General features: G+C 74.1%; 12 protein-coding genes. 6 read left to right on the top strand and 6 right to left on the bottom strand.

Annotated elements, in window-relative coordinates; translation table 11 throughout:
* Positions 1 to 63: 63 nt before the first annotated feature.
* The 5 genes from FXF52_RS33640 to FXF52_RS33660 form a co-directional block, all read right to left on the bottom strand.
* Positions 64 to 1731, bottom strand: a complete 1668-nt coding sequence (locus FXF52_RS33640) for a bifunctional diguanylate cyclase/phosphodiesterase (protein WP_148803284.1) — start codon at positions 1729 to 1731, stop codon at positions 64 to 66.
* An 85-nt stretch (positions 1732 to 1816) separates the two neighbouring features.
* Positions 1817 to 2629, bottom strand: a complete 813-nt coding sequence (locus tag FXF52_RS33645; protein ID WP_148803248.1) for an SAM-dependent methyltransferase — start codon at positions 2627 to 2629, stop codon at positions 1817 to 1819.
* A 206-nt stretch (positions 2630 to 2835) separates the two neighbouring features.
* Positions 2836 to 3504 (bottom strand): response regulator transcription factor, encoded by a 669-nt coding sequence (locus FXF52_RS33650; protein WP_007072219.1) that lies wholly within the window; start codon positions 3502 to 3504, stop codon positions 2836 to 2838.
* Between the two features lie 7 nt (positions 3505 to 3511).
* Positions 3512 to 5203 carry a GAF domain-containing sensor histidine kinase gene (locus FXF52_RS33655; RefSeq protein ID WP_148803250.1) on the bottom strand — a complete coding sequence of 564 codons (1692 nt, stop codon included), beginning with the start codon at positions 5201 to 5203 and terminating at the stop codon, positions 3512 to 3514.
* Between the two features lie 14 nt (positions 5204 to 5217).
* On the bottom strand, positions 5218 to 7020 hold the full coding sequence (locus FXF52_RS33660) for a long-chain fatty acid--CoA ligase (RefSeq protein WP_148803252.1): 1803 nt from the start codon (positions 7018 to 7020) through the stop codon (positions 5218 to 5220).
* Between the two features lie 187 nt (positions 7021 to 7207).
* On the opposite strand from FXF52_RS33660, the gene FXF52_RS33665 reads away from it, so the two are divergent.
* The 6 genes from FXF52_RS33665 (at position 7208) to FXF52_RS33690 (ending at position 12485) form a co-directional block, all read left to right on the top strand.
* Positions 7208 to 7663, top strand: a complete 456-nt coding sequence (locus FXF52_RS33665) for an SRPBCC family protein (protein ID WP_148803254.1) — start codon at positions 7208 to 7210, stop codon at positions 7661 to 7663.
* 40 nt (positions 7664 to 7703) lie between these two features.
* Positions 7704 to 8357, top strand: a complete 654-nt coding sequence (locus tag FXF52_RS33670; RefSeq protein WP_148803256.1) for a hypothetical protein — start codon at positions 7704 to 7706, stop codon at positions 8355 to 8357.
* 63 nt (positions 8358 to 8420) lie between these two features.
* Complete coding sequence (locus FXF52_RS33675; RefSeq protein ID WP_187413876.1) at positions 8421 to 9377, top strand: ROK family glucokinase; 957 nt, start codon at positions 8421 to 8423, stop codon at positions 9375 to 9377.
* Position 9378: 1 nt separating this feature from the next.
* On the top strand, positions 9379 to 10080 hold the full coding sequence (locus FXF52_RS33680; protein WP_148803260.1) for an endonuclease/exonuclease/phosphatase family protein: 702 nt from the start codon (positions 9379 to 9381) through the stop codon (positions 10078 to 10080).
* A 103-nt stretch (positions 10081 to 10183) separates the two neighbouring features.
* A complete protein-coding gene (locus tag FXF52_RS33685; RefSeq protein WP_148803262.1) occupies positions 10184 to 11587 on the top strand; it encodes an NAD(P)/FAD-dependent oxidoreductase in 1404 nt (467 codons plus the stop codon).
* Positions 11588 to 11663: 76 nt separating this feature from the next.
* Entirely contained in the window at positions 11664 to 12485 is an 822-nt protein-coding gene (locus FXF52_RS33690) for an alpha/beta hydrolase (RefSeq protein WP_148803264.1), read from the top strand.
* Positions 12486 to 12497: 12 nt separating this feature from the next.
* Here FXF52_RS33690 and FXF52_RS33695 read toward each other — a convergent pair whose 3' ends face one another.
* Entirely contained in the window at positions 12498 to 13916 is a 1419-nt protein-coding gene (locus FXF52_RS33695; RefSeq protein WP_148803266.1) for a trehalose-6-phosphate synthase, read from the bottom strand.
* Positions 13917 to 14059: the final 143 nt, after the last annotated feature.

The following is a 14059-nucleotide window of genomic DNA, read 5'->3' on the forward strand; positions in this document are numbered from 1 at the left end:
GCGGGGCGCGGGGCGCGGGGCGCGGGGCGCGGGGCGCGGGGCGCGGGGCGCGGGGCGCGGGGCTCAGGCCGGGTGGGCGAGGAACTGGCCGGCGGGGGCGGGGCGGCCGAAGTGCCAGCCCTGGCCGGCGTCGCAGCTGATCGCCCGCAGCCGGTCCGCCTGCTCGGCGGTCTCCACGCCCTCGGCGGTGACGGTCAGGCCGAGGGCGTGCGCGAGGGACACCAGCGAGGCGAGGATCCGCTCGTCGGTCCGGCTGCCCGGGTCGTCGGCCGGGGCGCGCAGCCCGGCCACGAACTCGCCGGCCACCTTCAGCTCGGTGACCGGCAGGTCCCGCAGGTACGCCAGGTTGCAGTAGCCGGTGCCGAAGTCATCGATGGCGATCCGGACCCCGAGCTCCTTGAGCACCCGCAGGGCGCGGACCGGCTCGGCGACGGTGCTCATCATGGTGCTCTCGGTGACCTCCAGCTGGAGTCGGTCCGGGGGCAGCCCGGTCTGCCTCAGCACGGCCTCCACCTCCTGCACCAGGCCGGGCCGGTGCAGCTGACGGACGGCCAGGTTGACGCTGACGAACGGGGCGTCGGGATGCCCCGCCGACCAGCTCTGCGCCTCCCGGCAGGCCTCGGCGAGCACCCAGCTGCCGAGCCGGACGATCAGCCCGGTCTCCTCGGCCAGCCCGATGAAGCTGTCCGGCCGGAGCACCCCCAGCTCCGGGTGGCGCCAGCGGACCAGCGCCTCCATGCCGAGCACCCGGCCGTCGCACAGCGAGGTCAGCGGCTGGTAGTCGAGGTAGAACTCGCCCCGGTCCAGGGCAGTGGGGATGGCCGCGGAGAGGGCGTACCGGGCCAGCTCCTGGCGGTTGCGGTCGGCGTCGAAGACCGACCAGCGGGCCCCGCCGGCCGCCTTGGCCCAGTGCAGGGTGCTGTCCGCGGCCCGCATCAACTCCATCGGCGTGGTGCCGGCCACCTGCCGCTCCACGATCCCGATGCTGGCCGACACGGTCAGCTCGTGCCCCTCCACGAGAGCCGGCTCGCTCACCGCCGCGAGGGCCGCCTCGGCGACCTTGACCACGTCCTCGATGCAGGCGGTGCGTTCGATCAGGATGACGAACTCGTCGCCGCCGAGGCGGGCCACCAGGTGCTCGCCGAGGGCCCGGCGCAGCCGTCGCGCCACCGCCACCAGCAGCGCGTCGCCGACCTGGTGGCCGAGCGAGTCGTTGACCACCTTGAAGCGGTCCAGGTCGAGGAAGCAGAGCCCGATCCGGGCGGCACCCCGGCCCGGATCGTCGATCGCGGCGGTGAGCCGCTCGGTGAACAGGATCCGGTTGGGCAGGTCGGTCAGCGGGTCGTGGGTGGCCTGGTAGCGGAAGCGCGCCTCGCTCTCCCGTAGCGCCCGTTCGGCCTGCGCCCGGGCCATCATCGCGGCCCGCCGGATCGACTCCTGCTCGTCCAGGGTGCGGTCGCGCAGGGCGCGGGCGTACCCGGTGGCGACCGTGGCCAGCAGCCGCGCCATCCGGTCCTCGACGTCGTCGACGACCAGCCCGAGGTCGCGTACCAGGCGGAGCTGGATCACCTCGATGGTGCGGCCCAGCCCTTCGGCGGAGGCGATGTGCGCCTGCACCAGCTCCGCCCCGACCTGCTGGCCGATGCGCAGGTCGAACGGCTCGGATCGGATCGCCACGGCCAGCCGCTCGGCGAGCCGTTGCAGCAGCGCCTCCAGCTGCGCCTGGGTCATCGGCAGGTAGCTGGTGCCGGAGACCGCCTTGGCCCACGCCCGGGCGAAGGTGCCGGGGCGGGAGCGGATCGTGGCGGCGGCTCCGTCACCCACCGAGCCGCCCGACGCCGCCGAGGAAGACCGACCGCTCCGCGTCCTCCGCCTGCTCCGGCGACTCCGGACGCCACTGCGGCACCCAGATCACGCCCGGGTCGACCAGCTCGAACCCGTCGAAGAGCGTGACCAGTTCGGCTCGGCTGCGGATCCAGAGCTGGTTGTCGGTGCGGCGGTAGACCCGCTCGGCCTCGGCCCGCTCGCCGGTTTCGCGGCGGCCGTCGTCGCTGGCCTGCGACAGCACCAGATGGCTGCCGGGCACCAGCGCGGACCGCAGCGTCCGCAGGATCTCCTCGGGCCGGTCGGCGGGCGGGATGAAGTGCAGCACCGCCACGACCAGCACGGCGACCGGCTGGGAGAAGTCCAGCAGCCGGGTGACCTCGGGGTGGCCGAGGATCGCGGCCGGCCGGCGCAGGTCCTCCTGGATCACCGTGGCCCGGTCGTTGCCGGCCAGGATCTCCGTGCTGTGCGCGACCGCGACCGGGTCGACGTCGACGTAGACCACCCGGCTAGCCGGGTCGGCCCGCTGGGCGATCTCGTGCACGTTGCCCACCGTCGGGATGCCGGAGCCGAGATCGAGGAACTGGCGTATCCCGGAATCGGCCAGGAACTGCACCGCCCGGCGGAGGAAGGCCCGGTTGGCCTGGGCCATCAGCGGGGCCTCGGGCACGGCCTCCACCATCGCCCGGGCGGCCGCCCGGTCGGCCGCGAAGTTGTGCGAGCCACCGAGGTAGTAGTCGTACATGCGGGCCACGCTGGGGCGCTCGATGTCGATCGTGTCAGGTGCCCAGTCCGGCCGCTGCATGCCCCTGCCCCTTTTGTGTCAACAACGCGCGGGTCGTCACCCGCACGGACCACCCGGGTATTCTGCCCGCCCGCTGTCGCGGTGCAAAGACCGCCGTCGCTGCGCGGTCGGCCCCTCACCGTACGCGTTCACCAGGCGCCCGGAATGCCCGAAAGGCCCGCATCCGCAGCGCGGACGCGGGCCTTTCGGCCGATGGACGGGACGCCTCAGAACTTGGGCGCGTCCGGGGCCTCCAGCAGGCCGAGCCGCAGCGCGGTCATCAGCGCCTGGGCCCGGTTGGCGGCGCCCAGCTTCTCGTAGAGCTTCGAGATGTGCGTCTTGGCGGTCGACTCGCTGACGAACAGCTGCTTGGCGATGCCGGCCACGCTCATGCCGTCGGCCAGCAGCCGCAGCACCTGACCTTCCCGCGGGGAGAGCTGCGGGCCGGAGGGGGCCAGCCGGCGCTTCATCGCCTCGGCCAGGTCGGCGGCGGTGAACGCGCTGGGCGACGAGGCGGCGTGCCGGGCGGCCGCCACCACCTCGTCGGCCGGGGCGGTCTTCGGCACGAAGGCGCTGGCCCCCGCCTCCAGGGCTCCGAACAGCTGGTCGTCACCGGCGTACATGGTCAGCACGACGATGCCCATCGACGCGCTGGACTTGCGGAGGGCTCGGGTGGCCTCCAAACCGCTGCCGTCGGGCAGCCGTAGGTCCATGATTACCACGTCGGGCTGGAGCGCGCCGGCCTGCCGCACGCCCTCAGCGGCGGTGGCGGCCTCGCCCACGACCTCGAACTGCCGGTCCCGCTCGAAGGCGTGCCGCAGTCCCTTGCGGATCAGGTCGTGATCGTCGACAAGGAGAACCTTGGTACGGGTGGCCGGTGTCGGGCTAGTGGTCATCCTCGGGTTACTCCCCTTCTGCTGCTGCGCTGCCGCGCACCTTATCGCGCCGGGGCGAGGAGCCGATTACCACCGCCACGGTCGTGCCGCTGGGCTGCCGCGGTCTGATCTCCAGCCGGCCCCGGATACGTTCCGCCCTCTCGGCCATGATCGCAAGCCCGTAGTGCCCGTCAGGGCGCTGGTCATCGATGCCGTGACCGTCATCCGACACTTCAATCTGGGCGTACGGGGGGTCCACCGCGCACGTGACCCACAGGTTCGACGCCCCGGCGTGCTTGCGCGCGTTGGTGACCGCCTCCTGCGCGATGCGCAGCAACTCCGCCTCGGTCGCCGCGGGCAGCCGGGCGGTCGACTCGTCCAGCGACAGGTGCACCCGCAGCCCCCCGGACGCGCCGACGGTGCGGGCGTACTCGGCGATCGCGGCGGCCAGGCCGCCGTGCCGGTCCACCTCGCTGCGCAGCTCGAACAGGCTCAGCCGCAGCTCGGTGATCACCCGGGTGACCTCCTGCCGCAGGGTACGCAGCGAGTCGGCGGTCTCCTCGGCGTCCTCGTGCACGGTGGCCAGGGCGTTGTCGATGCCGTACCCGACCATCACCAACTCCTGGGCGACCCCGTCGTGGATCTCCCGGGCCAGCCGCTGCCGCTCCTCGTTGGTGGCCAGCGACCGCACCTCGTCGAAGAGCAGCGCGGCCTCCAGCCGCAGCGCCGCCGGGCCGGTCAGCGCGGTCACCCGGGACACCACCGGCGGCGGGTACGCGTGTGCGGTGTCCGCCTCGATGACCACCAGGCCGACCGTGCGCACCCCGGCCACCAGCGGCACGATCAGCGCCGACACCTCGCCGGACTGCTGGGAGCGGGCCTGTGAACGGGCCGCGGTCTGCGGCTGCTGGCTGGCCCAGGCGTCGGCGATCGCCGAGTCCGCGTCGAGCGTGGTCTCCCAGTCCACCCGGTCCGCGCCGATCTGCGCGAGCACCACCAGCCGGCCGCCGCCGCTGGCGGACAGCACCGCGCCCCGGTCGGTCTTCGCCACCACCCGCAGCTCCTCCAGCAGGTGCTCGGAGATGCCGCCCGGGTCGAGCGTGGCGCCGGGCAGCTGGCGGGCGACGGTGCGCAGCTGGGTCAGCAGCCGGGTGGCCTCCGCGTACGGCTGGGGCTTGCCCTCGCCGCGCACCCGCATCACCCGCTGGAGCGTGCCGGCCGTGTAGAGGCCGAGCGCGGCCAGGATCAGCCACTGCGCGCAGACCGCGAGGTAGCCGACCTGGCCGAGCTGCCGCCCGCCGCCGACCGCGGTGAAGGCCGCGCTGACCAGCAGGGTGGCGGCCGCCACGGCGAGCAGCGCCGCGCCCTCGCGGAACCGGCGGCGCAGCGCCGTCACGGTGACCGGCACGGCGAGGTACGGCAGCACCGCCGAGGCGCCCAGCCCGCCGGTCACCCCGGTCAGGTGAGTGTCGGCGGCGATCTTGCTGGCGGCCAGGCCGAGGACGACCACCTCGGCGAACCGGCTGAGCGGCCCGAGCAGCGGGTGCTGCGGGGCCAGCACGGCGGGCAGCCCGGCGAGGCCCAGCAGGGCGATCCACCAGAGCTGGGTGACGTCCCGGGTGGCGAACAGGGTCAGGACGGCGACCAGGGCGAGCAGAACCGCCCGCGCGAGCGCGGCGAGGGGCTGCGTCGGTGGCTGGCTGGGTGTCGAGGCGGGCACGTGACGGATCGTAGTCAGCGTCGGTAGATATCCGCGATCTCCGCCGCGTACGTCTTGTGCACGACCTGCCGCTTCACCTTGAGCGAGGGGGTCAGCTCACCGGTGTCCTCGGTGAAGTCGTGCGGCAGGATCCGGAACACCTTGATCGCCTCGGGCTTGGAGACCGACCGGTTGGCCTCGTCGATCGCGCCCTGGACCTCGGCCCGCAGCGCCGCGTCGTCGCGCAGGTCGGCGACGCTGGTCGTCTCCGGCCGGCCGTGGGCGGCCAGCCACCTCGGCAGCGCCTCCTCGTCGATGGTGACCAGCGCCCCGATGAACGGCTGCCGGTCGCCGACCACCACGCACTGGCTGATCAGCGGGTGGGCCCGCACCTGGTCCTCCAGCACCGCCGGGGCCACGTTCTTGCCGCCGGCGGTCACGATGATCTCCTTCTTGCGGCCGGTGATGCTCAGGTAGCCGTCCTCGTCGAGCTGGCCCAGGTCGCCGGTGCGGAACCAGCCGTCGGTGCTGAGCGCCTCGGCGGTGGCCGCCTCGTTGTGCCAGTAGCCCCGGAAGATCAGCTCGCCGGAGATCAGGATCTCGCCGTCGTCCTCGATCCGGATGGTCACGCCGGGCAGCGGACGGCCCACGGTGCCGATCCTGGTGGCGCTGGGCAGGTTCGCGGCGGCGGCGGGGGCGGTCTCCGTGAGGCCGTAGCCCTCGGCGATGTTCACCCCGACGCCGCGGAAGAAGTGCCCGAGCCGGGCGCCGAGCGGGGCGCCGCCGGAGATCGCGTCCCGGCACCGGCCGCCCAGCGCCGCCCGCAGCTTGCGGTAGACCAGCTTCTCGAAGAGCGCGTGCTGGGCGCGCAGCCCCAGGCCCGGGCCGTCCGGGTTCTCCAGCGCCTCGCTGTACGCGATGGCCACCTTCTCGGCCCGGTCGAAGATCTTCCCCTTGCCCTCGGCCTCGGCCTTCTGCCGGGCGCCGTTGTACACCTTCTCGAACACCCGGGGCACAGAGAGCACGAAGGTCGGCTTGAACTCCTGGAGCTCGGCGACCAGGTTCTTGGTGTCCGCGGTGTGGGCCATGGTGGCCCGGGCGTGCACCACGCCGATCTGGATGAGCCGGGCGAAGGCGTGCGCGAGCGGCAGGAAGAGCAGGGTGGAGGCGCTCTGCCGGAACAGGTTCGGCAGCACCGGCACAGCGTTGGCGATGTCGGCGTACATGTTGCGGTGGGTCAGCACGCAGCCCTTGGGGCGGCCGGTGGTGCCGCTGGTGTAGATGATGGTGGCGATGTCGTCGGCCTTGACGGTCGAGCGGCGTACCTCGACGTCGGCCGGGTCGACGGACCCGCCGGCGGTGACCAGCTCGTCCACCGCGCCGCTCTCGATCTGCCAGACCTGGCGCAGCTCGGGCAGCCGGTCGCCGACCCCGGCGACCAGGTCGGCGTGCGCGGCGGTCTCCACCAGGGCGGCGACCGCGCCGGAGTCGGCGAGGATCCAGGCGGCCTGCTCGGCGCTGGACGTCTCGTAGATCGGCACGGTGACCGCGCCGACGGTCCAGATGGCGTAGTCGAGCAGGGTCCACTCGTAGCGGGTGCGGCTCATCAGCGCGACCCGGTCGCCGGGGGAGATGCCGACGGCGACCAGGCCCCGGGCCACCGCCACGACCTCGTCGCGGAACTGCCGGCAGGTCACGTCCGTCCAACGGCCGTCGGTGCCGGCACGCCGGACGAACTGCACCGCGTCGGGGGCGACCTCGGCGTTGTCCCAGACCGGGTCGGTCAGGTTGGCCGCGTCGCCGACGGTGACGATCGGCGGTACGGAGAACTCGCGCACAGGCACTCCCTCGTGCTCACACCGGCCGACCGGCCGGGTCGGCTCTGTCGAAACCTACCCGCCCGTTCGTGATGGTGAGGTGGGGAGGTTGCCCGCTGGGCGGGCCGGATACACCGGTTCGGGCCCACCGTGCCACGCGCCGGGGTGGAGCGGCGCGCCCGGACCCGCCGCCGGGTAGCCTCCCCCCATGGCGGACTCCTCCACCCAGTCGATCCTCGTCGGCGCGTCACCGGACCGGGTGGCGGCGGTCATCTGCGACTTCCCCCGCTACCCCGAATGGGCCGAGGCGGTACGGCGGGCGGAGGTGATCGAGGAGTACGAGGACGGTTACGCCAGCCAGGTCCGGTTCACCATCGACGCCGGCGTGATGGCCGACGAGTACGTACTGGCCTACGAGTACGCCGAGGACGTCTCCCGGATCGAGTGGCATCTGGTGGCGCCCTCGAAGATGCAGAAGGCCCAGCGGGGGTCGTACGACGTGACCGGTAACCCGGACGGGACCACCACGGTGACCTACACGCTCGAGGTGGAGCTCTCCGTGGCCATGCTCGGCATGTTTCGCCGCAAGGCCGAGAAAATGATCATGGATGCGGCGTTGAAGCAACTCAAGCGCCGGGTAGAAGCACTCGGTGCGGCCCACTGACCCGACCGGCGTCCGGTCGTCACGGTAGAGGAGCCGACCCATGGCCACCACTGATCCGGGTTCGGCCCGGGAGGAGGCGGAACGCCTCGTCGCCATGTTCCTGGCCGCCGCCCGGCTGGCCGCGGCCACGCCCGGGGGCGGCCAGTGGGGCCCGCTCGGCGGGATCCTGTCGGGTGTCCTCGGTCACACCTCGGACGGCGCCGGCTCCGGCGACCGGACCGCCTCGGCGGGTGGCGCCGGTTTCGCCACCGGCTCGCCGGAATGCAGTGTCTGCCCGATCTGTCGGGGTATCGCCGCGCTGCGGGACCCGAGTCCGGAATTCGCCGAGCGGCTCGCCACCGGCGCCGGCGACCTGGCCGCCGGCGTGGCCAGCCTGCTGCGCGCGTTCGCCCCGGCCGAGCCGGCCGGCCCCGCCGGGGCCGACGAGCCGGCCGCCGGGAGCCCGGCCGGAGATCACGTCTGGCGCGCGGCCACCCGCACCGGGCATGATTCTCAGCCGGCACCCGAGCAGGACGTCTGGTCCGCCGCGACCCGGGGGGAGGGCGTGGCCGACCCGGGTGCCGCCGTGCCGCCCGCCGATGCCGCCGGGCCGGACGTGCCGGTGTCCCACCGGCCGCCGGTCGGCCGTCCCGTGGTGCCCGTCGCCCGGGCGTCCGGCGAGGTGGCCGAGGAGGCACCAGGCGACGGGGCCTGACCACCGGACATCCCGACCTCACCCGGCCCCGCCGGACGAGGTCAGGGAGCACAGCAGAGGGGAGTGGCGGCGGTGACGCTGACCATCGGAGTCGACGTCGGTGGCACCAAGGTGGCCGGCGGTGTCGTGGACGACACCGGCGAGGTTCTCGTGCAGGCCCGACGGGACACCCCCGCCGAGGACGTGGCCAAGACCCGGGACACCATCATCGAGGTGGTCACCGAGCTGGCCACCGGCTACCCGGTCGAGGCGGTCGGCATCGGCGCGGCCGGCTGGATCGACGCCTCCCGCTCCACCGTGCTCTTCGCCCCCAACCTGGCCTGGCGGGACGAGCCGCTGCGCGAGTACGTCAGCAACGCCATCGGGGTGCCGGTGATCGTGGAGAACGACGGGAACGTGGCCGCCTGGGCGGAGTTCCGCTACGGCGCGGCCCGGGCAGCCGACGACTCGATGGTCATGTTCACCATCGGCACCGGCGTCGGCGGCGGCATCGTGCTCGGTGGCGAGCTGCTCCGCGGCGCCAACGGCATCGCGGCCGAGCTGGGGCACATGCTCACCGTGCCGGACGGTCACCAGTGCGGCTGCGGCCGGCTGGGCTGCATCGAGCAGTACGCCAGCGGCAGCGCCCTGGTCCGCTTCGCCCGCGCCGCCGCCCGCCAGGAACCGCACCGGGCCGCCGCCCTGCTGGAGCTGGCCGGTGGCGAGGCCGACGCGATCACCGGGCCGATGGTGACCGCCGCGGCGCAGGGCGGCGACCCGGTCTCCGCCGAGGCGTTCGCCCAGGTCGGCCGCTGGCTAGGCACCAGCCTCGCCGACATGGCGCAGATCCTCGACCCACAGGTGCTGGTCGTCGGGGGCGGCGTGGTGGAGGCCGGTGACCTGCTGATGGGCCCGACCCGCCGGTCGTACAGCCAGGCCCTCGCCCAGCGCAGCCGGCTGCCGGTGGCCGAGATCCGCCCGGCCGAGCTGGGCAACACCGCCGGCGTCATCGGCGCCGCCGACCTGGCTCGGCGGATCTGAGGTGCCCGGCCCGGGCGTGCCGCTGCGGGTGGTGTCGTACAACGTGCACAGCCAGCGGGACGACACCGCCGCGCTGGCCGAGGTGGTCCGGGCGGCCGCGCCGGACGTGGTGATCGTCCAGGAGGGGCCGCGCCGGTTCCGGTGGCGGCAGAAGTGCGCCTCGCTGGCCGACTCGTTCGGCCTGGTCGTGGCGGCCGGCGGCCTGCCGGCGCTGGGCAACCTGCTGCTGACCAGCCTGCGGGTGCGGGTGCTGGCCACCCGCTGCCAGCGCTATCCGCTGACCCCCGGGCGGCACCTGCGCGGCGCCGCGTACGCCGAGTGCCTGGTGGGCGGGAGCCGCTTCCTGCTGGCCGGCTCCCACCTCGCCACCGACCCGGCGGAGCGGCCGGCGCAGGCGGCCGCGTTCAAGCGGGAGCTGGCCGCCGCGACGCTGCCGGTGGTGGCCGGCGTCGACCTCAACGAGGAGCCGGACGGGCCGGCGTGGCGGACGGTGGCGGCGGGCCTGACCGACGCCGCGGTGGCCGCCGACCGGGCGGACCGGCACACGTTCTCCTGCGCCCACCCGCACCGGCGGATCGACGCGCTCTTCGTCGACCCGCGGATCACCGTGGTGGACTACGACGTGGTGGACACCCCGCGCACCCGCCGGGCCAGCGACCACTTCCCCCTGCTGGTCGATCTGCTGCTGCCCGCCGACGGCTGAGCCGGCGGCCCGCCGGGAACATCGGGCGGGCTGGACAACCGCGGGCATTGTCGGCAGGATTTCGCACCGACCCGGCACTCGTGCCGCACAAAGGAGATTTCCGGTGCCCTCCTCCACCGACCTCGGCCGCCCCGATCCGGACCCGACGGTCGCCCTGACCCGGGACGGCCGCCCGGTCTCCGACCGCGGCGACACCGTCTGCGTCATCGGCGCCGGGGCCAGCGGCCTCACCGCCGTGAAGAACCTCCGCGAGCACGGCTTCGGCGTCGACTGCTACGAGCGGGAGACCGGCATCGGCGGGGCGTGGAACTGGCGGCACGACCGCAGCCCGGTGTACGCCAGCACCCACCTCATCTCGTCCCGGCCGTTCACCCAGTTCCCCGACTTCCCGATGCCGGACGACTGGCCGGACTACCCGCACCACGCCCAGCTGCTGTCCTATTTCGAGCGGTACGCCGACCACTTCGACCTGCGCCAGCACATCTGGTTCGGCACCGAGGTGGTCCGGGTGGAGCCGGTCGAGGGAGACCGGTGGGACGTCACCACCCGCAGCACCGGCGGCTACGGCCCGGAGCGCACCTCCCGGTACGCCGCCGTGGTGCTCGCCAACGGGCACAACTGGTCGCCGAAGCTGCCCCGCTACGAGGGCCTGGAGCAGTTCCGGGGCGAGGTCATGCACGCCTCGTCCTACAAGGACCCGGCGCAGCTGCGCGGCAAGCGGGTGCTGGTGGTGGGCGGCGGCAACACCGGTTGCGACATCGCGGTCGAGGCGGCCCAGCAGGCCTCCCACTGCTGGCACTCCACCCGCCGCGGCTACTGGTACGCCCCCAAGTACGTCTTCGGCCGGCCCGCCGACCAGGTCAACGACACCCTGCTCGCGCTGCGGGTGCCGCTGCGGGTACGCCAGTGGCTCTACCACCGGACGCTGCGGCTGACCGTCGGCGACCTGACCCGGTTCGGCCTGCCCAGACCGGACCACCGGGTCTACGAGACCCACCCGATCGCCAACAGCCAGCTGATCTACTACGTGGGCCACGGGGAGATCACCCCGGTGCCGGACCTGACCCGGTTCCACGACCGCACGGTGGCGCTCAGCGACGAGCGGGAGATCGACCCGGAACTGGTCATCTTCGCCACCGGCTACCTGCCGCGCTTCGAGTTCCTCGACGGCGCGGTGCTCGGCGACGCCGACGGGTCGGGCCGGCCGCGCCTGTGGCTGAACGCCTTCGCCGCCGGGCACCCCACGCTGGCCGTGGTCGGCCTGGTGCAGCCGGACTCCGGCGTGTTCACCATCGCGCACTGGCAGAGCGTGCTGTTCGCCCGGCTGCTCGCCCTGCGTACCGCCCGGCCGGACCGGGCCGCCGCGTTCGGCCGTAGGGTCGCCGCCGGCCTCGGCGAGCGGTACTCGCCGAAGGTCAAGGACAGCAGCCGGCACTGGTTCGAGGTCGGGCACGCCGACTACCTGCGGGCGCTCCAGCGCGCCCTGGACGAGCTGGAGGGCAAGTGAGCGAGCGGAGCGAGCGAACCATTCGGTTCAGCAGCGTGGCGCCTCGCGCCGCCGGGGAGCGAAGCGAGGCGGCGGCGTGAGCGAGCGGGTGCGGATCGTCCGGGCCTGGGAGTGGGCCCGCCCGGAGCGCCCGGCCCGCCGGGAGGTGCTGTCCGTGGTGCCGGAGTTGGAGGAGGGGAAGCCGCCGCTGCTGTTCGTACCCGGGTTCGGGCACGGGGCGTGGGCGTTCGCCGAGCACTGGCTGTCGCACGCCGCGTCCCGCGGCTTCCCCGCGTACGCGCTGAGCCTGCGCGGGCACGGGGGCAGCGAGCCGGCGCCGGCGGCGACGCTGCGGTCGTACACCCATGACGTGGTCCAGGCGGCGGCGGGCCTGCCGCGGCAGGCGGTGCTGGTGGGGCACGGCGCCGGCGCCCGGGTGGTGGCGCACGCGCTGGCCCGCTACCCGGCCCGGGCGGCGGTGCTGGTGGCGCCGGTGTTCGGCGGCTGGGGGACGTTCGGCACGGCGTTGCGGCGCAACCCGGTGGGCACCCTGCCGGCGGTCTTCGGTGGCCGCCTGCGACTCAACCGCCGGCAGCTGTTCAGCCGGGAGCTGCCGGACGGCGAGGCTCGCCGGCACGTCGCGCGGCTCGGCCGGGCCGGCCGGCGGGCGCAGTGGCAGCTGCTCACCGGCCGGCAGCCGGAGCCGGCGGTGGGCCGCCCGCCGGTGCTGGTGCTGGGCAGTCCGGACGACCGGGTGGTGCCGTCGGCCGCGCTGGCCCGGGCCGCGCGCCGGTATGCCTCGGCCCCGCTGCTCTTCCCGGGTATGGGCCACGACCTGATGCTCGACGCCCGCTGGCGGGAGCCGCTCGACGCGATCCTCGATTGGCTGGAGAAGGACCCGGCGCCCGCTCGCGGGTGACACCGGCACCGGTCAGTCGGTCGTGGCGAGTCGGCGCAGCAGCGAGCCGCTCTCGTCCAGGGCGCTCAGGTACGACCGGGCCCAGGCGTGGATGTCGTTGCGGCGCAGGTGCGCCCGCATCGCGCGCATCCGGGCCGAGACGTCCTCGGGTCCGGCCCGCAGCGCGCTGCGCAGCGCCTGTTTGAGCCCGTCCAGGTCGTGCGGGTTGACCAGGTACGCCTGGGTCAGCTCCTCGGCGGCGCCGGCGAACTCGCTGAGCAGCAGCGCGCCGGTGCCGTCCACCCGGGCGGCCACGTACTCCTTGGCGACCAGGTTCATCCCGTCGCGCAGCGGGGTCACCGCCATCACGTCGGCGATCCGGTAGAGGGCGACCAGTTCGGTGCGGTCGAAGGGCTGGCTCAGGTAGTGGATCGCCGGCTCGCCGACCCGGCCGAACTCGCCGTTGATCCGGCCGACCTGGTGCTCCACCCGGTCGCGGAGGATCTGGTACTGGGCGACGCGTTCCCGGCTGGGCACCGCGACCTGGATCAGCACCGTGTCCCGGACCTTGACGTCCCCGCTGGCCAGCAGCTCGCGGTACGCCTTGAGCCGCTGCTCGATGCCCTTGGTGTAGTCCATCCGGTCCACGCTGAGGATGACCTGCTCCGGGTCGCCGAGGTCCTTGCGCAGCCGGTGGGCCCGGTCGGCGACCTCGGGCCGGGCGGCGAGCGCGGCCATCTCGGCGGTGTCGATGGAGACGGGGAAGGCGCCGACCCGGACCGTCCGGTCGCCGACCTCGACCCGCCGGTCGGTGGCGGGCAGGTCGAGCACCCTGGCCACCAGTTGGGCGAAGTTGTGCGCGGCGTGCGCCCGCTGGAAGCCGATCAAATCGGCGCCGAGCATGCCGCGCAGCAGTTCGGCCCGGCGGGGGAGCTGCATGAACAGCTCCGGCGGCGGGAACGGGACGTGCAGGAAGAAGCCGATCCGCAGGTCGGGGCGGAGCCGCCGGAGCAACCCCGGGACGAGCTGGAGGTGGTAGTCCTGCACCCAGACCAGCCCGCCCGGCTCCGCCACCTCGGCGGCGGCGTCGGCGAACCGCTGGTTGACCCGCTGGTACGCCTCCCACCAGCGGCGGTGGTACTCGGGCTGCTCGACGGCGTCGTGGTAGAGCGGCCAGAGGGTCGCGTTGGCGAAGCCCTCGTAGTGGTCGCGCAGGTCGTCGGCGGTCAGCGGGACGGTGTGCATCCGGACGCCGTCCACCTCGGGCAGGTGCGGCGCCGGGCCGGTGCCGCCGGCCCAGCCGACCCAGGTGGCCGGGGTGTGCCGGAGCAGGGGGTGCAGGGCGCTCACCAGGCCGCCGGGGCTGCGGCGCCACTCGCAGGCGCCGTCCGGCGCCACGCTGTCGTCGACGGGAAGGCGGTTGGCCACCACCACGAGGGGACTCGGTCGCATCTCGGGCAATCCGCTCAGCAGAGGGCCGGCGACCGGAGCGAGGAACAAACCGGACAGCCGGTGCGGGACGTGACGTACGGTATTCCTACTGACCGTAAGTTACACCCTTGTTACGCGAGTGCGGCCGGGGCGACCGGCGTCCC

It is taken from the genome of Micromonospora sp. MP36, from assembly GCF_008119785.1.
Classification (GTDB): domain Bacteria; phylum Actinomycetota; class Actinomycetes; order Mycobacteriales; family Micromonosporaceae; genus Micromonospora.